Below are 25,472 nucleotides of genomic sequence, written 5' to 3' on the forward strand. Positions count from 1 at the left end.
TTTCACTCCTCAAATCATTAGTTCTACACAAGAAAATCTTGTGTGCCTAACCTTTTCAGTTAGGAACGTTTCGCACCGTAAAAACTTTTGACATCGATAAACAAAATATCGCGAACGGGTTCTTGTGTGTAATCGATGGTTCTCATGTGTTTCACCTCTTCTTAATTATACGAACGTACGTTTGCTTTTGTAAAGCGAACAAAAGGTAAAGTTTGATTTTTTTGAAAGAAAGATAGTCAGAAAATGGTGTAAATCGTTTTTCTTTATGAATAGTTGTAAGCGTGTTACACTTTTATTGTAGAATTTAAAGCTATCCAAGGAGGGATCGTTACATGACAAAAATTGGGAAGAAATTATTGTCACAATTAACATCAGAAGGCGTAGAGGGACCCTTTGTCACCATTATGCTGAATACTCACGTGGGGCATCAAAACGTAGAAAAGGATCAAATCAAGTTGAAAAACTTTGCGAAAGAAGCAAAAAAACGGTTTGATAAAAAATATCCTGAAAAAGATTGGACGGTGTTCCAAAAAAATGTAGATGCGTTATTGGCGGATCAATCCTTTTGGCGCAGCGGCACGACCAGTGTGGCAATCATTCTTACCGAAAGTGACTGTTATATCCATCGTTTGAGTATTTCAGTTGATGATCAATACTATGTAGGCAATCTTCCTTACATTTTAGCTATCATCAAAAATGCTCAATTTAATTATACTTATTATTTACTGGGATTGAATCGTGATTCCATTAAGCTGTATTTTGTTGACAATAAAATTGTTAAAGAAGTGGAACTGCCAGAAGGGGCACCTGTGGATGTTCCCACGGCACTTGGCGATGAATTGACTGGTGGAAGCTTGAATTACAGCTCTCAAGGCAGTCGGAATGGCTCCAAAGAAGGCGTTGCTTATCATGGCGTAAATGCAAAAGATGAAGAAGTAGAAATTGACTGGGTAAATTATTATCAAGCAGTTGATACTTTCTTTAAAGATGAATTTAACAATGAAGAAAATTCCCCGCTTTATCTTTATGCGTTGCCGGAAAATCAAACGATGTTCAAAAAATATGCGAAAACCCCTTATTATTGCAGTGATGCGGCTGTGTCGGCTTCTCCTGCACAACTTTCTATTCAAGAAATCAAGAATGGCGCAGAGCAGCTGACAGAAGCATTGGCGAAAAAAGAAATGGCTGAATATCAAAAATTGATGGATCGAAAATTTATCGATCAATTAGTCGATATCAAGTTAGCAGCTACAGAAGGGCGTATCTCTCATCTTTTCATCGCAACAGCCAATCTGGTAGATGGATTTGGAGAAGATGTCGATACGGAATATGATCGGCGCCAAGTATTGAATACGATGGCAGATGAAGTGGTGAAAAACGGCGGACAAGTATTTATTCTTGATCAAAAAGATGCACCGGATGAAAAAAGTCTCGTTGCGATCTTGCGCTATTGATTGCTGAATCCTTCATTTTTCAAGAAAGACTGATCTCTTGCCTGCTTTTCTTTGTGGAAAGCAGGTAGTTATTTTTTAATTAGTAGATTTATTAATAAAATTTCATTCGCTGAGACTGAAAAAGTTATTAAATAATTCATAATTTGCTAAAAAGATTAGCCAGAAACAAATTAGTGTGGTACAATACTTTATGTAGTATTTGTTACGGTAATTTATGGTAAGCTTGTTTCATTTTAAAACATCTTCCACATTTTCACCCGATACAAGTAATTGCAAATATGTGTATCAAACACAAGGAGGATTTTTATTATGCAAACAGGTACAGTAAAATGGTTCAACTCAGACAAAGGTTTTGGTTTCATCACTGCTGAAGACGGAAATGACGTATTCGTACATTTCTCAGCTATCCAAGGTGACGGCTTCAAAACTTTAGAAGAAGGCCAAGCAGTAACATTTGATGTTGAAGACGGTCAACGTGGCCCTCAAGCAACAAACGTTAACAAAGCTTAATTCTAATTATTGACTTGGAAAGTCTGGTGCTTTTGCATCAGGCTTTTTTTATACCCAAAAATCGTTTTGCCAGTATTCTTTACCAATTTTTTTAGATGGAGTAAACTAATAAAAAAGGAGGAACAAACATGGATTCATTAACTAAAGATCACCTTTACTCGCAGCAAGCGACGAAAGCGACGCAGATTTTATTCATCCTCACTAGCATTCTTGCACTTGTTTCAATTATTTTTGCCTTTGTACAAAATTTATGGTGGCTACTTTTATTAGTTGGGATCATGATTTTCTGGTTGGTAGTAAGTAGTGCGCGCAAAAGGATTCCTGTTTACGATTTGACAGAAAAAAAGTTACTTGTCGTGGACAATAAAAAATGGTTGCAGTTTAAGAAAGATTTTCCTAAACAAGTAGCAGCCAATGGAAAAAAATAAAAAGATGATGCCAGTCATCAAAAAGTAGAGGAGAAAGGTAAGTTGCTTTTTCCTCTTTTTTTATTCAAAAATGCAGGCATCTACTTGAAAAGCGCTGAAATGTCTTTGGGATTTGTAGTATAATGCAAAGGTATATGCAAGGAGGCTACCAGTCAAAATGAAGACGTACGCAATTGTAGATATAGAAACGACGGGGACAGATCCGAAAGTTGATCGGATCATTCAACTTGGCTGTGTGTTGATTCGAAATGGGCAAGTGATCCAGCGCTTTGCAACAGATGTCAATCCCGATCGTCTTATTCCGAAACAAATCGAAAATTTGACGCATATTAGCAATCAGCGGGTAAAAAAAGCCCCTTATTTTGAAGATATCGCTTTAACGATTTACAATTTATTGGCAGATACGGTTTTTGTCGCCCATAATATTTATTTTGATTACAATTTTTTGAATAAGGAATTGCAACGTTGCGGTGCGCCGGAATTGACGATCCCTGGAATCGATACGGTGGAGCTGGCACAAATATTTTTGCCAACAGAAATCAGTTTTCGTCTGGGAGATTTGGCGGAAAGTCTGGGCTTGAGCCATGAAAATCCTCATCAGGCAGATAGTGATGCGGAAGTTACCGGAGCATTATTTTTATATATTGAAGCGATGATTAAGCAACTGCCGGTCATCACAGTGGAGAAAATCGCCGCTTTGAGCAAACCTTTAGGCATGCAGACCAGCAACTATATTCGCTCATTAGCAAATGAAATGAAACGACACCCGAAACCATTGGACAGTCAACTGGAGGTGGTTAGCGGGATTGCTTTGCGCAAAAAAAGGCTTACTTACTTTGAGAAAAATTATTTTGCAGAGGATTATCCCAAAAAGAAAAAAGGCAAAGAACATCTTTTTGCCGGAAAGCTTGCCTTCAGAAAAGATCAGGCACGATTGATGAATTTGGTCTATCGGCATTTTACCGAGACACCGGACAACAAAAATCTGCTGATTGAAGCTGCTACCGGGATGGGAAAAACGATTGGTTATCTTTTGCCGCTGAATTACGTTGCCACACCGGAACAGCCAGCGATTATCAGTACCGTTTCACTTGTTTTGCAGGATCAATTGTTGAAAAAAGACATCCCACTATTGAATCAATTATTTCACCAACCTATCCAAGCAACGGTGATCAAAGGCAATCAGCATTACATCGATTTACAACGCTTTAAAGCGACATTGCAGCGGCCATTGCCGCAAAAACAATATGCACTGTATCAGTCGGCAGTCTTGGTTTGGTTAACTCAAACAACGACTGGAGATTTTGATGAACTAAATCTTATTAGTTTGAACCATCTGCTGTTTAAAGAAATTCACCATCGGGGAGTATCCCATCTGTCTGTCACAGATGAATTTTATGAACAGGATTTTTTACGTTATCTGCATCAACGGATGAAGGAGAGCAATTTTCTGATCGTAAATCATGCGCTGTTAGCGCAGGAAAGCTTGCGGGAGAACCCATTGTTGCCCCGAAGCCCTTATTTAGTTATTGATGAAGCACATCATCTTCCAGATATTTGTGAACGAGTTGCTAGCCAATCGGTTAATTTTGCGGTATTTCATCGAAAAGCCCAACAACTGTTGGAGCCTACCGGGTTGTTTGCTCGACTTGAAGAATTGTTGGAAGATCAGTCAGAGTGTTTGCGGTTGTTGGCTATTTATCAAGAGGAGATTCGTTTTTTGGTGGAAAGTCAGGAACTTTTTCTTGAAGCTTTGTCGGAACAAGTATCTTCTGAAAAAGAAACGATTATTACTGCAGATACGTTGCAGCAACTGTCTTTATCAGATGCCAAAAATATTCAGAAAATCCAATTGTATTATGAAGAAATCGGCGAATTGCAGGCGCAAATTACCGACTATCTTTTGCCAGATGAAAATAAATGGCTGAAACGGGAGCAGTTTGTTTATACCGAATTGTTGGATTTATTTGAGGAGATGCAACAGCAGGCGATGGTGATGTCACGGTGGCTGGAAAATTGGCAGGAACGCTATATTCATTGGTTTGTTCCGGGAACGAAGGCGCCGGCTGGAATAATAAAAATCACCGATTTTGAAGCTTCCTTGTTACCTCAAACTACGTGGTATCAACGATATGATCGAATCATTTATGTTGGTGGAACGTTGAAAATCGCTGCTGATCGTTTGTATTTTCCTAAAAAAATGGGAATACCGGAAGCACCCTTAAAAATTTTGCCCTCGCCTTTTGATTATAAAGCGCAGGCTCGGATTTTTATTCCTTCAGAAGGAAGCTCGATTCCAGAACTTTCTTCCGAAGAATATGTGGATTATTTAGTTAAGACTTTGGAAAATCTTTTAAAAGATTTCAATAAGCCGGTGCTGGTATTGTTCACTTCCCACGAAATTTTGCAAAAAGTTTACGGTCGAATGCACTTGGCGTTTTTAACCAAAGGAAGGGAAATCTTTGCCCAAGGAATTGGTGGTAGCCGGGAAAAAATCTTGAAACGCTTCAGTCAATCAGATGCGGCAATTTTATTTGGTGCAGATAGTTTTTGGGAAGGAATCGACCTCCCAGGAGATACTTTGCAGCTAGTAATCGTGACCCGCTTGCCTTTTGAAAATCCTAAACGTCCGGAAGTTCAAGCTAAAAACGCCTTTTTACAGGAAAAAGGAATCAATCCTTTTTTTCAAGAAGCTATTCCAAAAGCGGCATTGAAATTGCGTCAGGGGTTGGGGCGATTGATTCGCTCCCAACAAGATCGTGGGGTAATGATTTTATTGGATCGTCGACTGCTAACAACGAAATACGGGAAACGAATCCGGCAAGCACTACCGAAAGAAGCCGTGATCGCAGAGCTGCCGCTTTCAGAAATCACTTCAGAAATGTATAAATTTTTGGATAAATCCTCAGCAATGGATGAAAATTAGCGGTATGGAAACAAAAAAATCTGCTATAATGAATAACAACAATTTGTTGAAGACCTGAGCTGACTTTATGTTGTTACCCGTCAGCTAGGGACATAAAATTCAGCGCCAAAAAAGGAACAAGGAGTAATGTAGTGAGCAAAGACAAAAGCAAACGACAGGAAGTTATTTTAATCATCTTAGCTAGTGTGTTGGCGGCAATTCTTTTGTTTGGCGGTATTTTTTATACTCGGGCAACCCGTCCTTTAAGACAAGCAGAAAAAGAAGCGACGGCCATGGCAAAAAAATATACGGATCTTGAAGAGGTGGACCAATTTTATTGGTTTACCCGGGAGAAAACCTATTTTAGTTTGACTGGCAAAAATAAAAAAGGCCAGCAAATTGCTGTAATCATTCCAAAAGATGGAAAGAAAATCACGCTGTTGGCACAAAAAGATGGAATCACAGAGGATGCGGCAAAGGCGATGGTCGCAAAAACCTATCCAAAAGAATCCGTGGAAAAGGCCAGTCTGGGAATTTTTGAGGACGAACCGGTTTGGGAAATCGTCACACGAACATCTAAGGGAGTTAATTATTATTTAATTGCGTTTGAAAATGGTGAAGAGATTAAAACAATCACGAACGTTTAATTTGAAAGGGTGAAGGGTATGAAACTTTCGCAACGAGCGGAGAAATTAGAGCCATCAGTAACGCTAGCAGCGTCTACTAAAGCAAAGGCGTTGAAAGCACAAGGGAAAGATATTTTAAGTTTGACCGTCGGGGAACCGGATTTTATTACGCCTAAAAATATTCAACAAGCAGCAATCCGTGCCATTGAAAGCGGCAAAGCCAGTTTTTACACGCAATCTGCAGGTATCCCTGAGCTTAGACAAGCTGTCGTTTCGTGGATCAAGAAAAATTATGGCCTTGAATACGAAGTAAAGCAAACTATTGTAACAGATGGGGCCAAATTTGCTCTCTACACGCTGTTTCAAGCAATTCTGGATCCGGAAGATGAGGTTATCATTCCTGTTCCTTATTGGGTAAGCTATGGCGAACAGGTCAAGCTGGCACAAGGCGTTCCGGTGTTTGTTGAAGGTCGTCACGAGAATAACTTTAAAGTGACCGTTGAACAACTGAAAAAGGCGGTTTCTCCAAAAACGAAAGCCATGATTTTAAATTCACCGTCAAATCCAACAGGAATGATTTATACGAAAGAAGAATTGCGGCTGATTGGTGAATGGGCAGTTGCTGAAAATATTTTGATCATTGCTGATGATATTTATGGCAATCTTGTGTATAACGGAAATACCTTTACCCCAATCGCCACAATTTCTGAAGCAATCCGCAAACAAACGATTATCATCAACGGTGTTTCTAAAACGTATGCTATGACTGGTTGGCGGATCGGTTTTGCAGTGGGCAACGAGACTGTTATTCAAGCAATGATTGATATCGCTTCGCAATCCACCAGCAATCCGACCGCAGTGAGTCAATATGCAGCAGCTGAAGCGTTAAATGGTCCGCAAGATTCTGTAGAGATCATGCGCAAAGCGTTTGAAGAACGATTGAACAAATTATATCCCTTGATTACGGCAATTCCAGGAGTCAAGTTGGACAAACCACAGGGCGCTTTTTATTTATTTCCAAATGTCAAAGAGACGATGACTTTATGCGGCTACTCAGATATCAATGCTTTTGTTGAAGCAATCTTGGAAGAAGCGGGGGTCGCTCTTGTAACGGGGGCAGGCTTTGGTGCACCGGAAAATCTGCGGATTAGTTATGCAGCAAATTGGGAAACCTTAGAAAAGGCTGTGGCACGAATCCATTCTTTTGTTGAAAAGAAGCAAGGAAAGTAATAAAATTTCTATGAGTGTATAAATTAGATTGGAGAGACATCAGTGGAGCAAATTCAAATTATTGACGCAAAGAATCATGTAGGTGAAATCGTGAAAATCGGTGCATGGGTAGCAAATAAGCGATCAAGCGGAAAAATCGCTTTTTTACAGTTACGAGACGGAACGGCCTATTTTCAAGGGGTAGTCGTTAAAAGCGAAGTATCCGAAGAAATTTTTCAATTGGCAAAAAATTTAAACCAAGAAACATCTATTTGGGTGGAAGGTGAAATTCGTGAAGATAGCCGTTCAAAATTTGGCTACGAAATTGGCATCTCCGGCATTGAAGTTGTAGGTGAAAGCCAAGATTATCCGATTACGCCAAAAGAACATGGAACAGATTTTTTGATGGATCATCGTCATTTGTGGTTGCGTTCTTCACGGCAACATGCCATCATGCAAATTCGAAATGAAATTATTCGTGCAAGTTACGAATTTTTCAACAAAGAAGGATTTATCAAAATCGATCCACCGATTTTAACTGGTTCAGCACCAGAAGGAACGACCGATTTATTCGAAACCAATTATTTTGATCAAAAGGCGTATCTTTCCCAATCAGGGCAATTATATATGGAAGCTGCAGCAATGGCCTTTGGCAAGGTATTTTCTTTTGGTCCAACATTCCGGGCAGAAAAATCGAAAACACGTCGTCATTTAATTGAATTTTGGATGATCGAACCAGAAATGGCATTTATGCATCAAGAAGAAAGTTTAGAAATTCAAGAAAATTATGTAGCTTATCTGGTTCAAAATGTATTGGATCATTGCGATTATGCGCTTCATGTATTAGGGCGGGATCGGGCAGTGTTGGAAAAATATACGCAATTACCTTATCCACGAATTTCCTATGATGATGCGGTCACTTTATTGAAGAAAAATGGGTTTGAAGATATTGAGTGGGGAGACGACTTCGGTTCACCTCATGAAACCTTTATTGCCAATTCCTTTGATCAACCGGTGTTCATTTTGAACTATCCAAAAGCGATCAAACCATTTTATATGAAGCCACACCCAACCCGAGAAGATCTTGTTATCTGTGCAGATATGATTGCTCCAGAAGGATATGGGGAAATCATCGGCGGTTCTGAACGTGCCACTGATTATGAATATCTGTTGGAGGAAATCAAGGCGCATGGTTTAGATGAACAGGAATATTCTTGGTACCTTGATTTACGCCAATATGGTTCTGTACCTCATGCTGGATTTGGTCTGGGCTTGGAACGAACGGTCACGTGGCTTTCAGGTATCGAGCATGTCCGGGAAGCAATACCGTTTCCACGTTTGTTGAATCGTATTTATCCATAAATAAAATGAAAGCTTTCAAAATCTGTCAGGATTTTGAAAGCTTTTTTCTATATAAGGAATAAAAAGGAATAACTTTTCTCTTATTTAGAAATGGTATACTTGTATATACACGATGAGAATATAGATATTATCATGATGATATTTGATAAATGATAATTGGTATGGTATTGTAAATATAGGCTAACAGTAAAGGAGTTTTAAAATGATTACAAAAACCGCGATTCAAATTGGAAAGAAGTATGAAGTCAAACCTCACGAATTTCACCGTTCATTTGTTGGTGTCGCGAAGGAAATCACTGGAAAAGGAATCGTGTTTGATGTCGAATATTGTGATATCTGTGATCGAGACAAGGCGACAACAACCGTACTTGCTGATTGTGCCGATGTGAAACAACAAGTAGGAGAAAAATATTTTTTCAGTTAAAATCTAGTAAAATTATGCAGCTTGCTGGTATCAAGAATCTTGATAAACGGCAAGCTTTTTTTGTGAAAAAATTGAAAACGATTGAAAGAAATATGACAGTTTCTTTACAATTGTTTTCTTTTCCCGGGCTTTCAGGTAAAATAAGAAGCAGTGTAAAGGGGGATTTTAATGAAGGCCCTATTAGCTAGTATGAAGTCTCTTTATCTTTTCATGGTAGCAAAAAGAAGTAATCAGCAAACACAAAAAAATGACAAAATTATTTTTTTGTTGAGTTTTCCACTGACGAGTCATTGGATGTTAACCGGACTGTACGAAAAATTTGGCAAACGGCTAGTTATTTGCTACACAAAAAATGCACAGGAATTGGCGCAAAGTTATCAAAATCTCGGCTGCGACATCTATTGTTTGGATTCTTTCAGCGAACTTTTATGGAAAGCTATTCCCATAATCAAAGGATCTACTATGATTTTGTGTGACAACTATTTTCCATTTTTGGGAGGTGTCACTTTTGATGAAGACACAAAAGTTGTTCAACTCTGGCATGCAGGTGGTGCCATCAAAACCTTTGGACTTCAAGCAGAATACGCCAAAAATAGTTCAATCCAAGATCGCCAGCGATTTCAACGAGTCTATGATCGGCAAACGCATTATGTTGTTGGTTCAAATCGAATGTCGGAAATTTTTAAAGCGAGTTATCAAGCAAAAAATGCAGAATTTTTGCCTTTCGGATACATACCGACGGATCGTTATTTTGATGAATCTTTGCTTGTACAAGCAAAAAAGCAATTTCGTCACTTGTTTGGCACAAAAAAAAGTTTGCTCTATGTTCCCACTTATAGGGAAAATGACTCCGCCAATCCGATTGACTTTTCAAAATTAGCAGCAACATTAGGGGATGGGTGGCAAGTATTCGCAAAGGCACATCCTCATGATCAATCGTTACAACAAAAATTAGCGGCTGATCCACAGGTAATCACTGACTTTAAAAAAATGAGTCTGCAGGAAATCCTGCCTTCAATAGATTGCCTAATCTCGGATTATTCCTCTGTTCCTTTTGAATATACCTTAGCAAATCCGCAAGGAAAATTACTTTTCTTTTGCTATGATTTGCAGAGCTATCAAACAGAGGTGGGGATTCAAACAGCGTTTTTTGAACAGTTTCCAGAGGCTGTGGCAGAAACCTTGGATGAGTTAATCAAAAAAACGGCAGCAGCCCAGTCAATCGATTTTCAGGTATTTAATCGTACGTGGAATCAATACAATCACGGAACTGCAATGAAACAATTAACGAATTGGATGGAAGAAAATGGCGCATGAATACATTATGGGAATCCCGGTCGATCAATTAACATATGACATGATTCTGGCAGAGGTTCCTCAGTATCTGAGTTCAGGGAAAAAAATGACTGCAATCAGTGTCAATCCGCAAATTGTCACTCAGGCAAGAAATTATCCAGAAGTAATTGACTTTATCAAGACCAGTACGCACCGTATCCCTGATGGAATCGGAATTGTCTTGGTCTCGAAATTAACAGGTGGAAAAATTAATGAGCGCGTGGCGGGTTTTGAATTGATGCAGAAATTTTTAGAATATGCGAATCTCTACGGGCACAGTGCCTTTTTTTATGGTGCAAAACCAGAAATTTTGCAGGATGCCATCGCAAATCTTAAGAAAAGATATCCTAAGATGAGAATTGCCGGAGCGATTGACGGTTATACCACCTTATCAGAAGACCAAGTCGTTGAACAAATCAATCAGGCAGCTCCTGATTTTTTATTTGTTGCACTTGGCTTTCCCCGACAAGAACAGTGGTTGGCACGGAATAGTGAACGCCTCAAAGTTTCGATTTTTCAAGACGTTGGCGGCAGTTTCGACGTATTGAGTGGTCATGTGAAACGCGCACCGCAGTTTTATTTGGATCATCATTTGGAATGGCTGTATCGCTCGTTGAGCAATCCAGCGCGAATCGGTCGAATTTTTCAACTGCCGGTTTTTGTGGTAAAGAGTTTATGGTGGAAGATGAGGAACAATGAATGATAAAAAAAATGATAAGTTATGTTTATCGTCTATTTTTTAATATCAGTGCAACGATTTTTCCGATAAAGAAAAAGACAGTTATTTTTGAGTCTTTTAATGGAAAGAAACCTTCTGACAGTCCATATGCAATTTACCAAGCTTTAAAAAGTGAAAATCCAAATTGGCGGTGTTTCTGGGGCATAAAAAAAAGTTATTTGGTAGAAGCCAAAAGGGAATTTCCTGAGTTGCAATTTGTTACTCGATTTTCTCTTCAATGGCTTACAACGGTCACCCGAGCAAATTATTGGGTGTTCAATGCCCGTATGCCAATCTGGTTGAAAAAAAATAAAGGAACTGTTTATATACAGACATGGCACGGAACACCATTAAAAAAACTGGGGATAGATATCAGTAACGTGGCGATACCTGGGGCAAAAACTGAAGCATACAAAAGAGAATTCTCAGAGGAAGCCAATCGCTGGGATTATTTAATTGCACCAAATCAATTTTCCAAAGAAATTTTTCAGCGAGCGTTCCACTATCACCATACTTTTTTAGAAATGGGATATCCAAGAAATGATGTCCTGGTCACTCAAAAAAATAATAAGGATTTTATTGAGCAACTGAAACAAAAAATTGTTGGAAAAACTTCTGGTAGAGTGATTTTGTATGCACCTACTTGGCGAGATGATTACTTTATCAGTAAGGGAAATTATAAATTTTATATGCCGTTTGATTTGGAGAAAGTAACACAAGATCTTGGGGAAGACATTTTGATTATCCGTCCCCATTATCTTGTAGGAGATTCTATTTCGATTGCAGGATTTGAAAAAAATGTACGTGTCTGCATGGATGAGGATATAAATGATTTATATTTAATTAGTGATTTGTTGATTACCGACTATTCTTCGGTGATGTTTGATTTTGCTAACCTCAAACGGCCAATGCTCTTTTATGCGTATGACTATGAACACTACAAAGAGGATTTACGAGGCTTTTATTTTGATTACAATGACGTGCCGGGACCAATCGTCAAAGATGAAACTTGCTTGTATCAAGAACTAGATTTATTTTTGAAAAACGGAAACTTTACTGGTTATCAAGAAAAGTACGAGATTTTCTATCAACGTTTCTGTCAATGGGAGACCGGTCGATCGGCGGAGAAAATCGTCGAATTAATGAGTGAGTAAATTGAGGAGAGAAAAATGGGAGTAAAGAATTTTTTAACGGCATCAGCAAAAGGAATAGTTAAACCGATAGTATCAAAAGATGCCGATATTCGTAATTATTATGCGAAACACTATCATAAAAAAATAAAAAAGAATACTATTTTGTATGAGGTAAGAGATGGACAGTCGATTGTGGACTCTCCTTATACAATGTTTCGTTATATGGTCGAAAATTCTGCTTTCAACAACTTTCATCATATCTGGGTTGTAGCAAATGAAAATAATCCGATTATTCAGGAAATTAAAAACAGGTATGCAGATCAGGTGGAATTCGTTACTCGAAATTCCAAAAAGTATGTTGATTGGCTTCTATCAGCAGAATATTTGATTAATAATGCCACATTTCAATCATTTTTTTCAAAAAAAGAAGGACAAGTGTACATTAATACCTGGCACGGAACCCCTTTAAAACATATGGGATTTGATATTCCTGGAGACCCGTCTCACTCGCAAAACGTGCTTAGGAATTTTCTGATGACGGACTATTTATTGTCACCTAATCAACATACCACAAAGATACTTTCTAATAGTTATCGATTGGAAGGAATCTATCCCGGTACTATTTTAGAAGGTGGATATCCAAGGATTGATAACACGTTTAAAACTGATCCTAGGGAATTATTTAACAGATTGGTCCAAATTGGGTTAGAAATTGACTTTTCTTTACCAACGATTCTATACACGCCTACATGGAAGGGAACTTCTGTCTCTAATCCGTTGAATGATCAGCAACAAATTGTTCAAGAATCGTTGATTTTAAAGGAAACATTCAAAGGACAATATAATTTTTTGATTAAAGTCCATCCGTATATTTATGAAAGTATGAAAAAAGACCCGCGAATTACTTCTATGTTGATTCCGGATTATTTCGATCCTAACGAAATTTTAGCAGGAATCAATTTATTGGTAACCGATTATTCTAGTATTTTCTTTGATTTCTTGGTGACAGACCGCCCGATCATTTTCTATGCGTGGGATCGTGATCTTTATGATGCAGATCGTGGAATGTATTTTAATGAAGAACAGTTACCAGGTCCCATCACCGAAACGATTACTGAGCTGATTGAAGAAATAAAAAACTTTAGTAAAAATGGAATACAAGAACGACCCGACTATCAGAAAATGAAAGAGTCCGTTTGTTTTTATGATGATGGTGAGACGACAGCACGCTACCTTGCTCGAATCTTTTTTGGAAAAGCTTCGCAAAAAATAAAAGAATATCACTTGGATTCAGAAAAAGTGAAACTATTATTTTATCCTGGAAGAATGAAAAATAACGGCATTACAACCAGCTTTATTAATCTAACGAACAATCTGGATTATCAAAAATATGATGTTTCATTATTACTGGCACGTCCTACTTCAGATGAAGAAATTCAAAATTTAAACAAGGTAAATCCGCATGTTCGTTTTCTTTTCAGACCTGGTGCAGCTATTTATACTCGAATGGAGGCTATACGCAACAGTTGGATTCAAGAATTCACTCAAAAAAAATGGTTGAGGAGTTTTTACCCTGAAAAAGCTTTTCAGAGAGAAACAAAACGAATCGTTGGTGGTGTCCATTTTGACGTAGCAATTGATTTTAGTGGATATAGCTTTTATTGGGGAAAATTGATTAGTGAAATGTCTGCCAATAAGAAAATTGTTTTTCAGCATAATGATTTATTGGCTGATTCGCAGCGAACTGTAAATGGAGTAAAACCCCATGAGAAAAATCTAAATGGTATTTTTTCTATCTATTATCGCTTTGATCGTCTTCTGAGTGTCTCTAAAGAAACGATGCAAGTTAATAAGGAAAAATTGGCAGAATATATTTATCCAGAACAATTAGGGTATACAATAAATACAATTGATATAGAAAAAATATTGCACCAAAAATTAGAAATGTTAGAAACACAAGATTTTGGCTATGAAATCAGTAATGAGCGTTCTTTAGCTTCTATTAGTTCGACTGGAACTTTTAAAATTGCCAAGAATATAACTGCTATTCAGATAGAAAATTTTGAAGAAAGAAGAATTTCAAAGGAAAGTATTATTTATGTATTAGCGACAGTTTCGATAAATAATATTAACTATGCAAAAATTACACTCAATGGAATTTATATTGGTTGGATAGAAAAAGAAATGCTTATAAGTGCCAGAGTAGAGGAAATAAAGGAAAATTCTATTTGTAAAATTGGGACAATCATTGGCTCTAAGAATGGCTATATCTATAATCATATAAAATCATTAGAAGGTATTCGTTCACCCTTGATTTATTTGGAAAAGACCTATGCGTTAATGACAAAAAAAGCTGTAACAAATCAAGGAGATTTTTATCTTATTGAAAATGAGTCTGGCCTATTGGGGTGGGTAGATGCAAGATATATAAATAATATTCATGAGTTAAAAGGATTTACCTTTGCTAAAAAAATCTTCTATCATAGAAATCAAACACAAAAGACGGGAATTACAGAATCATACGAGGTCGTCCATCAAAGGGGAACGCTAATTGGTAAACCTGAATTTTGCTGGAGTGACCCACCAAACACTACTAATAGCACACGTCTTCAAGTTGATCTCAGCAAATTTATTAACTCGGAATTAAGCATTTCAAAAAAAGCTGTGGTTGATAAGATTGAGTATATATTTTTTTCAATCGCAGGGATAAATGGATGGATAGATGCGAAATGCGTGTCTGATATAAAAGACATTTCAAATGATAGTAAAATCAGTATGGAGCGGTATGAACAAAGTAATACTTTGACGGATATTTATGGAGAATCAATCTCTGGAATTAATCAAGAAAATTTTAATATCATTACTATGGGACGACTCTCTCCAGAAAAAAATCAAGAAAATTTGATCAAGGCTTTTTCAGCCATAAATAAAAAATTTTCACAGGCTAAGCTTTATATTTTAGGTGACGGAGATTTACGAAATGAGTTACTTCAAACAATCTTTAAATTGGATCTTCAAGCTGCTGTTTACATGTTAGGGCACAAAGAAAATCCGTTTGATTTCATGCGACAATGTGATTTATTTATTTTACCGTCTATTTATGAAGGTCAGCCAATGGTATTGTTAGAAGCTTTAACCCTAGGCATGCCAATAGTGGCCTCAGATATCCCAGCTAACCGTTCTGTTCTTGGACAAGAGTATGGCTACTACATCGAAGGATTAGATACTGAAGCAATATCCAAGTATCTAGCCGATTATCTGGATACAAAACCAAAACTGAAAAAATTTGATGCGAGAAAATACAATGAAAAGGCGATCAAAATGTTTGAAAATGAGCTGCTAGTAAAATAATCAGTTGTTTAATGTAGAATTATGCTATTCTGTATAAGTGAATATAGAAATATAATTTTTATAAGGCAAAGGTGGAAAACTTGTTGAAAGTAAATAATTTATTTTCTTTAAATAAAAAAAATACGAACATATCAAAAAATCTCTCTAGTTGGTTTGCAGAATTTTATGAATTACCAATGAATGAAGCATATGTTTTGTATGAGTGTCGAGATGGGAAAAGTATGACTGATTCTCCTTATGCAATCTTTAAATATCTATTAGATCATAAGGAGTATAGTCAATTTACACATATTTGGGTTTATGATAAAAAGGTCGAAGAGGACTGGAATCCAGATATGGAAAAGTACTTGAACCAAAAGGTTATTTTTGTTGAACGAAATACAAAAAAATACGTAGAATATCTAGCAACATCTAAATACCTTATTAATAATTCAACTTTTCAATCATTTTTTATTCCAAAAGATGATCAAATTTGTATAAATACATGGCATGGAATACCTCTAAAAAAGATGGGTTATGAAATAGAGAAGGGGAATCCTGCAGGGCTACAAAACGTTGTCAGGAATTTCTTTTTTTCTGATTACTTAATTAGCCCAAATGAACATACGACAAATATGTATTTAAAAAGTTTTAAGCTTGATGGGGCGTATACGGGCGAGATTTTAGAATATGGTTATCCAAGAATAGACCTGACAATCGAAGCAGACGATGTAAAACTAAAGAAAAGCTTTGAAGAAAAATTATCCTCTTTTGAAATGAATAAAAAAAATATTCTTTATTGCCCTACATGGAAAGGTAACAATGTAAACAGTCCGAGTAATCAGATAATACAAATTGTCAAAGAAACAGAGTATTTACGTAATCAAGTAGGCGGATCATATAATATATTAGTAAAAGTCCATCCGTTTATTTATGACATAGCTTCTGAGTGTGAAGAATTACTTCCTTATTTAGTTCCTGATAGTCAAGATCCGAATGAATTAATGGCGATGATTGATTTATTGGTGACTGATTACTCTAGTATTTTTTTTGATTTCCTGATCACAAATAAACCAATTATTTTCTATTGTTGGGATAAAGATATCTATGAATTAGAACGAGGGATATATTTTAAAGATGAAGAGTTGCCTGGACCAGTAGTACAAACGATAAAAGAAGTTGCCGAACTAATACTGGATATAGATAATATAAAAAATCAGTTTGAAGGAAATTATTTAAAATCTAAAAGTAGGTTTCTACCTTACGAAGATGGAAATTCAACACAAAGAACAGTTGAACGTATATTTCAAAATGAGAAGCAAAACAAAGGAAATATTGTAAAGGAGAAAACAAGGAAAAAATCTTTGCTTTTTTATGTAGGTGGAATGAAAAACAATGGAATTACATCTAGCTTGATAAATCTATTGAATAATCTTGATTATTCCAAGTTTGATGTGACTTGCTTTACCGGATATCCTACAAGCAAGGAAAGCATTACCAATATTCAGAATGTAACAAGTAAAGTTCGCTTTATATATAAACCAGGGTATGCATTATTAAATAAGAATGAAGAAAAAAGATTATTGTTATATAACAAAAATTATAATAGCGATTTTTTACCAAGAAATGGATTAGAGCGTGAGGCAAATAGAGTTTTTTCAAATAGAAAATTTGATATTGCAATTGATTTCAGTGGGTATAGTTTTTTTTGGAGTAAATACATTTTATTTTCATCAGCTACAAAAAAAATGTGTTTTTTGCATAGTGATATGATGGCGGATAAAGACCGAGAAGTCAACGGAAGAAAAATCCATGAAAAAAATCTTACTCCGTTGTTTCATGTTTATAACGAATTTGACAAATTAATAACGGTCTCACCGATAATGAAAGAAGTAAATCAAGAAAAGCTTAAAAATTATGCTATACCAGAAAAAATTTCGTTTTCTTTGAATACACTCGACTTAATAAAATTATTTGATGGAAAGACTGAGAAAAGGAAAATAGAAGCACCTTTCTTGGATTGTAATCTCTTTTTGGAACCTATTAAAACAAATGATGAGTATTCTCTCTATTCAAGCTTAAATTGCTTAAACGTAGATTCATTCTCAGTACTCGAAACGGATATAATTCGAGCAGTAGCAGTTACTAGGGCAGATGATGAGGAAAAGTTTTTTAAAATTCTAAAAAATGACTTATATGTTGGATGGGTAAGCTCTAGCGAGTTCGCAGAGAAGCCTCTTTCTATTACGGATATTCAAATAGTTAATTATTTTGGATATATAAAAAAAGTTCGTAAGCGGGTCATCTGGGTGGAACCCCCAGTAACAACTGATTCAAAGATGGTTGATTGGTTGTGGGATTATAAATATATAATGGTAGAGGTAAGAAAAGAAGCGCTATTATCCAATAATCAGGTATATCTTGAAATTTGGTTTAGAAATGAATTTTTTGGATGGATAGAGAAAAATTCACTTGCTCAAGCTAAAAACTTTTTATTGATACGTAATCTAAAAAATAGAGTCTCCAATCATTTGAGTTATCGTAGATGGAAAGAGAGAATAACTGAAACTATAATAGAAAGTGGATATTTAGAAGTAATTGGAGAGCCAGTAGATGAAAAATGGATAAAGTCAGAAAAGTTACAAGAAACGGTAAAGCAACAAAATATTGAATTAAAAGATCTCGTGGTTTCTTATAGTAAAAAAGTTAAAACAAAGTTTGGTTGGTACTACGATATTTCTTACAAGCAGAACTATTTGGGACTTATTGCAGAGAAAAATGTTAGATTGATAAATTCTCAAAAACTTATTTATACCGAGAAAATAAAAGCAAAAATCGAAGTTAAACTAAATTCAAAAATCTATTCTTCAATTTTCTTTGAGAAACAAGAAGAAGCGTTGGTTAAAAACTACAATGTTTTTGAAACTATCTATACGACAAAAGCTGTTTTCTATAAAACCACCGAGGGTTTATATATTAATGTTGAGGATGCAGAAGTAATTGAGTATTTTGGAAAGTTTGATTTATCAGGTAATTTTGTTTTGTATCCTCAGAAAGAAAATTATAATATTATTACTATGGGAAGATTATCTCCCGAAAAGAGACAAGAAGATCTCATAAAAGCTTTTTCTATTTCCGTGAAGAGAAATGAGAATTTAAGGTTATTCATTTTAGGGGATGGTCCTATGAGAAAGAGCCTGCTAGAGCTTGTACAAAACTTAGCTTTAATGGATAAGGTATTTCTCTTTGGACATGAAGAAAATCCATTTGAGATTTTAAAAAAATGTCAGTTGTTTGTATTAACTTCGGCATATGAGGGGCAACCGATGGTCCTTTTGGAAGCAATGGCAGTTGGAGTACCAGTAGCGGCAACTAAAATTCCGGCAACCAAATATGTTTTGGAAGATGGGAAAAAAGGCCTGCTGGCTGATGACAATAGCATAGAGGGAATTGCACAATTAATCACCAAATCATATACTGAAAAGTTGAAACCCGCTAATTTTGATGCAACCATTTATAACGAAAAGGCGATAGAAATGTTCTACAATATTATAGAAAATGAGGACTAAGAAATGAAATATTTAATCACAGGCGGAGCTGGATTTATCGGCTCATCATTGGCGAATCATTTGGTCAATGACGGACATGATGTAGTAGTTGTCGATGATTTATCAATGGGAAAAAAAGAAAATCTGCAGTTAGATAAAGTTGAGTTTCTAAAAGGAGATATTCGAGATGAAAAACTTATCACTCAAATATTAAGTAAGAACAAATTTGATTATATTTTTTTATTGGCTGCTGTAGCTAGTGTAGCTGATTCTATCAAGCGCCCTATAGAAACCCATGAAATAAATATGAATGCCAATTTAGAAATACTTGAATTAGTTAAAAAATTTCAAAAACAAATAAAGCGAGTTGTTTTTGCTTCTTCTGCAGCAGTATACGGAGATGACCCCGCTTTACCCAAAAAAGAGATCTCACAGATTAAACCTTTATCGCCATATGCTATTGATAAATTTGCAACTGAAAAATACGTATTAGCGTACAACCATTTATACAATGTCCCTACTTCCGCAGTTCGCTTTTTTAACGTATATGGAATGAATCAAAATCCGAAATCACCGTACTCTGGTGTTTTATCTATTATTACAGAACAATTTAAAAAAGTTTTATCTAATCAAGAAACTAATTTTGTATTATACGGTGATGGAGAGCAGACGAGAGATTTTGTTTTTATTAAAGATGTAATTGCCGCATTACTCTTGGTATCAGATAAATCTGATGCAAAGGGAGAGGTTTTTAACGTTGGAACAGGTAAACCATCTTCATTAAATGAAGTGATAGATATTTATGAACAGGTATTAAATGTTAAGTTACCTATTAAAAAACAGGATGCACGTGTTGGAGACATACAATATTCCTTTGCAGATATTACAAAACTTGAATCTTTAGGTTATGAATCAAAATATGACTTAAGAAAAGGTATATGTGAATATTTAGAATATGAACTGAAAAAAGTTGATTAGGTGGGATAAAATGTTAGATAAAGTTGCAGTTTTAATACCTTGTTACAATGAAGAAATAACAATTGGAAAAGTTATTGATGATTTTAGAAAAGAATTACCCAATGCGGAAATTTATGTATATGATAATAATTCTTCAGATAAAACATCTGAAATAGCAAAACAACATGGAGCAATTGTTAGGGCTGAATCCCGTCAGGGAAAAGGAAATGTCGTCAGAAGCATGTTTATGGATATTTCGGCTGACTATTATATTATGGTGGATGGAGATGATACATATCCGGCAGAATATGTTCATCAGCTATTAGCACCAATGAAACAAGGAATTGCTGACATGACAATTGGGGATCGACTCTCTAATGGAACTTACTCAAATGAAAATAAAAGAAATTTCCATGATTTTGGGAACAATCTTGTTAAAAATATGATTAATTATCTATATAAGAGCAATATTCAAGATATCATGACTGGATTTAGGGGATTTAATAAATACTTTGTGAAAACATTTCCTATTCTAAGCCCAGGATTTGAGATAGAAACTGAACTCACAATTCATTGTGTTGAAAATGGATTTTTAGTTAAAGAGATACAAATTGATTATCGAGATCGACCAGAAGGTAGCGAGTCAAAACTAAATACTTTTTCAGACGGATTTAAAGTAATCAAAATGATACTTGGCATGTTGAGAGATTCAAAACCATTATTTTTCTTTGGGTTACTGTCGTTTATATTTTTAATTTTCGGACTACTGACGGGTATTCCGGTTATTAACGAATTCATAAAAACTGGTTTTGTGGCTAAGCTACCTTCGGCTGTTTTAGCTGTAGGTTTGGTAATAATTTCGATTCTTTGTTTCTTTGTAGGTTTAATTTTAGATACCCATAATAATTCTTATAAAAAATTATATCGGCTTGAATTAATCAAATATAAAAATATGAATGGAACAGATTTCGATGAGTAGAACAAATCTTTTATTGTTTATAATCTTTTTTTTCACCGGATTGCTTTCTATTTTGGTTAATTATTCCTATTCACTTGGAAAGTTAGTCGCGTTGCTACTTCTATCAGGGTTTCTATTTTTCGTGTCTAGTCAAAAATTAAGAACAGATAAATCAATTTTAATAGGATCGGGAATTTTAGCATTTTTTTGGACACTGAGCACAAGTTCACAAAACTTACATTTAACATCATCTATGAGTATACTTGGAATAATGTCTACTTTGATTTTTTGGGTATTCACTTTTTATTATGTTCTCTTATGGTTATTGAAATTATCCGAGAGTCCCAAAGATAATTTCAGAAGTGGACCCAGAACTAAGCAACAACAAAAAAAACATAAGTCAAAGCTGATTATAAGACAGGGTCTGATCTATTCTTGTATTCTGGCCCTTTTCTGGAGTTTATTTCTCATTGCACTTTTCCCAGGATCATTAAGTACAGATTCCTACAACCAATGGTCTCAAGCAAATGAAACACGAATACTTTCGGAATGGCATCCATTACTTCATACTTTATTAATACGATTTGTTAGCTACATATATTATAGTCCCATCTCATTTTTAGTTTTGCAGACATTATGTGGCTCATTTGTAGTTGGTTTTTGTTTAGCTTTCTTAGAGAAAAATGGACTTTCAAGAAATATCAGTCGTATAATTTTATTAGTCTACCTTGTTTATCCAATTAATGGTTTTTATATGGCTACGCTCTGGAAAGATATCCCCTTTAGTATTGCACTTTTGTTATTTAGTTTTTGTATCTATCAAATTGATAAGTTAGGAAGAAATTTTCTGAAAAATAAGTGGTTTTCACTTTTGTTTATACTTGCTATTTTTTTCACAATGGAATTCAGAAAAAATGGACTAATCATCGTTTTAATTACTCTATTTATCCTTCTTTTGAAAATTAGAAGCAAAGATGCAGTTGTTATTTTAGCTGCTTCGATTATGATGCATCTTGTTTTTTCGTTTGTTGGTTCAACGGTCTTAAATGCCCGCGAAAGCCCACTAACAGAGGCTTTAGCAATTCCAACACAACAAGTAGCTGCTGTTTTCCATAATAATGGTGTATTTTCAAGTGAAGATAAGGAATACTTCACCAAAATTTTACCTGAGGAGATTTGGAAGGAAAAATACGATTCTAAAACTGTTGATCCTCTTAAATTTAATTCTGCTTATAACGGAGAGTTCATTTCAGATAATTTAGGAGAATTCTTAAAACGTTGGTTCAGTTTGTTAAAAAGTAATTTTGGAATTTATGTCCAAGCTTATCTTGAACAAGTAGCGCCTCTTTGGCGATACTACACACCTGAAAACTATCAAATTTATCTTGGAAACAATGACCCTACTCAGGAAAGAGGAAATTATCAATATTTTACCTATCGTACTGATACTACGAAATCTTTTGACGTTCAATTAGTGCAAGCATACCAATCTTATTTCAACGAGAGTAAAACACAAGGAAATAAAAATATTCTTAGTTTTAACGAGTATAAGAAACGGATTAATAAAAGTACTGAAGCATTAAAGAAACCTCCCTTATTTCCTAAATTTTCTGAGATTACCCGAAATTTTTTTGAATTTCTTAATGATAATTTACAGTCAATCATCTTTCGAGGAGCGATTGGATTGTTGGGGCTGGGAATAATAACTGTGTTATTCGTTATTAACAAGAGGAGTCTGTTAATTATTTTACCAATGTATCTAAATCTATTGACACTAGCAATTTCTTTGCCGGCTACTGATTTTAGATATGTTTTTAGTATTCTTTTTGCAATACCTATTTATTTTGGAGTTGCACTAACGAAAAAGTGAATCTTAAATATAAAGTGCAACAAAAAACCGATAAATAAACTTGTAGTAGTATAATGTAATACCCCAAAAGGCAGATTACTTTATATATTAACCGTAGTAGTTGCCAATTCGTACTTTATTATTAGTATTTCTCATGACTGAATAATTTCTGCTATTTTTTCTTTTGTAGAAATTTGTTACTGAGGTACTTTTTCCAGTCACTCATCTTTCTTTAACTCAGTACAAGTTAAATTCTGATAGTTATTGAGCAAAATGTATCAATAGGGGTAGCCTATCACAAAGTGAGAAGACTTTTAATCTCAGCGGAAAATTTTCTTGTAGTCTCACCAAAACATGACATCTCTTGCCGAAAGAAAATAATTAGCTGCTTTGATTGCTAGGTAGGTTAAAACACCTATTTCATAAGTTTCGCAACTTCCATTTAAAAGGCAAGCTCGTGTTGATCTTTTTAGGAGATAGATGTCAAAAATTGTTAAATGCCTTCTATGAGGTGATATTTCAATACTGATTTTTCCAAAAAAATGGCAAAAATTGGCTGCATGTATGGTGGGGGCTCAAAAGTGACAATAACTAATTCTATACTATGTTTAAAAATTGGTTTTTGGCTTTAATTAAGTTAAGATTAGTATATAAAGAGAAAAGGGGGAGTGAAAATGAGGGAGAAAGTTTTAATTACTATGCTCTTAATTAGCACTTTGATGTTTACGGATGTTGTGGTTGCCAAAGAGAAGGCTACACAAAGCACTGATTTTATCCAATTTTCAAGTCAATCGGAGGACACGACTGAAAATTCTTCTGGAATAGATACTTTCGGTAGCACTATTGAGGGAAATGCTATAGAATACACAGATTCTTCGTCAACAATGACAGAAGAATCACAATCTAAAGAAATACCTGAGATTTCGCTAGAAGCATTTCCGTCAGATAAAAGTAGATCAGATTTATACGAAGTTATTCAACCACCTGTTCAGCGAAGTGGAAGAGCGGCTTCGTTGACTTTACCTGATATTGCTCATAATAATTCAAACACACCGACAAAAGACTTTATTGATATTTCTTCGCATAATGGATTAATCAGTGTTTCAGATTACCAATTTATGAAAAACAATGGCGTTAAATCCGTTGTTGTAAAGTTAACGGAATATACGACCTATAGAAACCCTTATGCAGCAAGTCAGATTGCAAATGCTCAGGCAGCGGGATTAAATGTGCATGCTTACCATTACAGTTGGTTCACTACAAGTGCTGAAGCTACGAAAGAAGCAGATTATTTTGCTAAATATGCTACAGAGTTAAAATTACCTAAATCAGCAATTATGGTCAATGACATTGAAGAACCCAAAATTAAAGATAATAAAAATCATACACAAAATTCTCAGGCATTTGCTGACCGCTTGAGACAATTGGGATATTCAAATGTGCAGCATTATATTGGATTGAATTGGATTAATGAAGGGAGAATAAATTCGAAAACATTAGGTGAAAAAAATGTGTGGGTAGCAGCATATCCGTATAATCCCACAAAAACACAACTTTATACAGCCTATGGAGCATGGCAATGGACATCTCGCGTATTTTATCCCGGAATTACGAATCCCTTTGACATGTCATCAGATTATGCGAATAAGTTTAGTAATGTACAACCCCAAGGCCCCTATATCTCTTTAAATCAGTATTTAACAGTAACAAAATCAAATTCATCAATATGGCAGAATTTTTCTTGGAAAATTAGCGGAAATACGACCAATTTCATAAATAAAACGCTGTTAGCCAAAGGGAAATATAATCATTCAAATGGAAAAACTTATTATTCTGTCTATGATAATAAAGATGTGTGGCAAGGTTATGTTGAGTCGAATGTTGGAGTGCTCAGTTCAGAGAGTTCCGGTGTATGGCAAAGTTATGGGAAATATGTGACTGTAACTGGAAATGGTTATAATACATGGAGTGACTTTAGTTGGAGATTGCGAAATCCATCCGAAAAAATCATTGGGAAAAAACTACTGGCGAAAGGAAGATATCACCACTTTAATGGGGCTTCTTATCTGTCGTTGTATGATTCAAATGGAAAATGGCAAGGATACATCAATTCACGAGCATGTTCCACAGACATCACACAACAAGGACCTGCAGTTAGAGAAAATTTCTATGTGACGATAAACAAGAAAAACTATTCGATATGGCAAAATTTTAGTTGGAAACAACTTCGTAGCTCTAACCAGGTTCTTAATACTACATTTAATGTGAAAATTAGTTATAAACATTCCAATGGTAGTCATTATTATTCTCTCTATGACTCAAAAGGAAAATGGTACGGCTACATTAATTCAACTGGAACTGAAAAGGCAGCAGGGGCGGAAGGTATCTATATTAGAAATGGGTCAAAGGTTCAAATAAAAAGTAAAAATTATAATTTATGGTCCAATTTTTCTTGGAAAAAAAGACACAGTTCTTCTCAATTCTTAAACGAATCTTTTGTTGCCCGAGGTCAATATAATCATATTAATGGAGCAATCTATTACTCTTTGTATTCAACTAGTGGGAAATGGTATGGTTACATCAATGCCAATGCTTGTAGGATTATTAATTGAACGAGAAACTATTTGATTAAATAAATAAGAAAGCGCACTTTAAATGAATGATTAATCGAAAGAACAGGTTGAATGGTAAAGCAATCTGTTCTTTTTCGGGAAAAATGGTATGAC

At 35.3% G+C, this 25,472-nt stretch carries 17 protein-coding genes; all 17 read left to right on the forward strand.

Annotated elements, in window-relative coordinates:
- Nucleotides 1–332: 332 nt before the first annotated feature.
- Nucleotides 333–1,454 (forward strand): baeRF6 domain-containing protein, encoded by a 1,122-nt coding sequence (locus FFM66_RS05225; RefSeq protein WP_137605224.1) that lies wholly within the window; start codon nucleotides 333–335, stop codon nucleotides 1,452–1,454.
- Nucleotides 1,455–1,763: 309 nt separating this feature from the next.
- Complete coding sequence (locus FFM66_RS05230; RefSeq protein WP_048604982.1) at nucleotides 1,764–1,964, forward strand: cold-shock protein; 201 nt, start codon at nucleotides 1,764–1,766, stop codon at nucleotides 1,962–1,964.
- Nucleotides 1,965–2,092: 128 nt separating this feature from the next.
- The gene (locus FFM66_RS05235; RefSeq protein WP_137605225.1) at nucleotides 2,093–2,392 is read left to right on the forward strand and encodes a hypothetical protein; all 300 of its coding nucleotides are present in this window, start codon (nucleotides 2,093–2,095) and stop codon (nucleotides 2,390–2,392) included.
- 157 nt (nucleotides 2,393–2,549) lie between these two features.
- The gene (locus tag FFM66_RS05240; RefSeq protein ID WP_137605226.1) at nucleotides 2,550–5,318 is read left to right on the forward strand and encodes a helicase C-terminal domain-containing protein; all 2,769 of its coding nucleotides are present in this window, start codon (nucleotides 2,550–2,552) and stop codon (nucleotides 5,316–5,318) included.
- Between the two features lie 131 nt (nucleotides 5,319–5,449).
- Complete coding sequence (locus FFM66_RS05245) at nucleotides 5,450–5,944, forward strand: cell wall elongation regulator TseB-like domain-containing protein (protein WP_048604985.1); 495 nt, start codon at nucleotides 5,450–5,452, stop codon at nucleotides 5,942–5,944.
- Nucleotides 5,945–5,962: 18 nt separating this feature from the next.
- Nucleotides 5,963–7,153, forward strand: coding sequence for a pyridoxal phosphate-dependent aminotransferase (locus tag FFM66_RS05250; RefSeq protein ID WP_137605227.1), 1,191 nt, complete (start codon nucleotides 5,963–5,965; stop codon nucleotides 7,151–7,153).
- A gap of 42 nt (nucleotides 7,154–7,195) precedes the next feature.
- The gene (gene asnS / locus FFM66_RS05255; protein ID WP_048604987.1) at nucleotides 7,196–8,494 is read left to right on the forward strand and encodes an asparagine--tRNA ligase; all 1,299 of its coding nucleotides are present in this window, start codon (nucleotides 7,196–7,198) and stop codon (nucleotides 8,492–8,494) included.
- 202 nt (nucleotides 8,495–8,696) lie between these two features.
- Nucleotides 8,697–8,918: a hypothetical protein gene (locus tag FFM66_RS05260; protein ID WP_048604988.1), complete on the forward strand. Its 222-nt coding sequence runs from the start codon at nucleotides 8,697–8,699 to the stop codon at nucleotides 8,916–8,918.
- Nucleotides 8,919–9,086: 168 nt separating this feature from the next.
- Nucleotides 9,087–10,235 carry a CDP-glycerol glycerophosphotransferase family protein gene (locus FFM66_RS05265; protein ID WP_137605228.1) on the forward strand — a complete coding sequence of 383 codons (1,149 nt, stop codon included), beginning with the start codon at nucleotides 9,087–9,089 and terminating at the stop codon, nucleotides 10,233–10,235.
- The gene (locus tag FFM66_RS05270) at nucleotides 10,225–10,956 is read left to right on the forward strand and encodes a WecB/TagA/CpsF family glycosyltransferase (RefSeq protein ID WP_171000800.1); all 732 of its coding nucleotides are present in this window, start codon (nucleotides 10,225–10,227) and stop codon (nucleotides 10,954–10,956) included. The genes FFM66_RS05265 and FFM66_RS05270 overlap by 11 nt, the downstream gene beginning before the upstream one ends.
- Nucleotides 10,953–12,125 carry a CDP-glycerol glycerophosphotransferase family protein gene (locus FFM66_RS05275; RefSeq protein ID WP_137605229.1) on the forward strand — a complete coding sequence of 391 codons (1,173 nt, stop codon included), beginning with the start codon at nucleotides 10,953–10,955 and terminating at the stop codon, nucleotides 12,123–12,125. The genes FFM66_RS05270 and FFM66_RS05275 overlap by 4 nt, the downstream gene beginning before the upstream one ends.
- A gap of 15 nt (nucleotides 12,126–12,140) precedes the next feature.
- Nucleotides 12,141–15,455, forward strand: coding sequence for a CDP-glycerol glycerophosphotransferase family protein (locus FFM66_RS05280; RefSeq protein WP_137605230.1), 3,315 nt, complete (start codon nucleotides 12,141–12,143; stop codon nucleotides 15,453–15,455).
- 83 nt (nucleotides 15,456–15,538) lie between these two features.
- Nucleotides 15,539–19,003, forward strand: coding sequence for a CDP-glycerol glycerophosphotransferase family protein (locus FFM66_RS05285; protein WP_137605231.1), 3,465 nt, complete (start codon nucleotides 15,539–15,541; stop codon nucleotides 19,001–19,003).
- A 3-nt stretch (nucleotides 19,004–19,006) separates the two neighbouring features.
- On the forward strand, nucleotides 19,007–19,960 hold the full coding sequence (locus tag FFM66_RS05290) for an NAD-dependent epimerase/dehydratase family protein (RefSeq protein ID WP_137605232.1): 954 nt from the start codon (nucleotides 19,007–19,009) through the stop codon (nucleotides 19,958–19,960).
- Nucleotides 19,961–19,970: 10 nt separating this feature from the next.
- On the forward strand, nucleotides 19,971–20,918 hold the full coding sequence (locus FFM66_RS05295; protein ID WP_137605233.1) for a glycosyltransferase family 2 protein: 948 nt from the start codon (nucleotides 19,971–19,973) through the stop codon (nucleotides 20,916–20,918).
- Between the two features lie 121 nt (nucleotides 20,919–21,039).
- Nucleotides 21,040–22,767, forward strand: coding sequence for a DUF6020 family protein (locus FFM66_RS05300; protein ID WP_137605234.1), 1,728 nt, complete (start codon nucleotides 21,040–21,042; stop codon nucleotides 22,765–22,767).
- A 653-nt stretch (nucleotides 22,768–23,420) separates the two neighbouring features.
- Nucleotides 23,421–25,358: a GH25 family lysozyme gene (locus FFM66_RS05305; protein ID WP_246038422.1), complete on the forward strand. Its 1,938-nt coding sequence runs from the start codon at nucleotides 23,421–23,423 to the stop codon at nucleotides 25,356–25,358.
- Nucleotides 25,359–25,472 lie beyond the last annotated feature (114 nt).

Source organism: Enterococcus songbeiensis (assembly GCF_005405265.1).
GTDB classification, from domain to species: domain Bacteria; phylum Bacillota; class Bacilli; order Lactobacillales; family Enterococcaceae; genus Enterococcus_C; species Enterococcus_C songbeiensis.

Coding starts and splice junctions, on each gene's coding strand:
- FFM66_RS05270 (WP_171000800.1), top strand. CDS start 10,225: ATGGCGCATGAATACATTATGGGAATCCCGGTCGATCAATTAACATAT.
- FFM66_RS05305 (WP_246038422.1), top strand. CDS start 23,421: ATGAGGGAGAAAGTTTTAATTACTATGCTCTTAATTAGCACTTTGATG.
- FFM66_RS05275 (WP_137605229.1), top strand. CDS start 10,953: ATGATAAAAAAAATGATAAGTTATGTTTATCGTCTATTTTTTAATATC.
- FFM66_RS05235 (WP_137605225.1), top strand. CDS start 2,093: ATGGATTCATTAACTAAAGATCACCTTTACTCGCAGCAAGCGACGAAA.
- FFM66_RS05295 (WP_137605233.1), top strand. CDS start 19,971: ATGTTAGATAAAGTTGCAGTTTTAATACCTTGTTACAATGAAGAAATA.
- FFM66_RS05280 (WP_137605230.1), top strand. CDS start 12,141: ATGGGAGTAAAGAATTTTTTAACGGCATCAGCAAAAGGAATAGTTAAA.
- FFM66_RS05265 (WP_137605228.1), top strand. CDS start 9,087: ATGAAGGCCCTATTAGCTAGTATGAAGTCTCTTTATCTTTTCATGGTA.
- FFM66_RS05260 (WP_048604988.1), top strand. CDS start 8,697: ATGATTACAAAAACCGCGATTCAAATTGGAAAGAAGTATGAAGTCAAA.
- FFM66_RS05250 (WP_137605227.1), top strand. CDS start 5,963: ATGAAACTTTCGCAACGAGCGGAGAAATTAGAGCCATCAGTAACGCTA.
- FFM66_RS05230 (WP_048604982.1), top strand. CDS start 1,764: ATGCAAACAGGTACAGTAAAATGGTTCAACTCAGACAAAGGTTTTGGT.
- FFM66_RS05240 (WP_137605226.1), top strand. CDS start 2,550: ATGAAGACGTACGCAATTGTAGATATAGAAACGACGGGGACAGATCCG.
- FFM66_RS05225 (WP_137605224.1), top strand. CDS start 333: ATGACAAAAATTGGGAAGAAATTATTGTCACAATTAACATCAGAAGGC.
- FFM66_RS05290 (WP_137605232.1), top strand. CDS start 19,007: ATGAAATATTTAATCACAGGCGGAGCTGGATTTATCGGCTCATCATTG.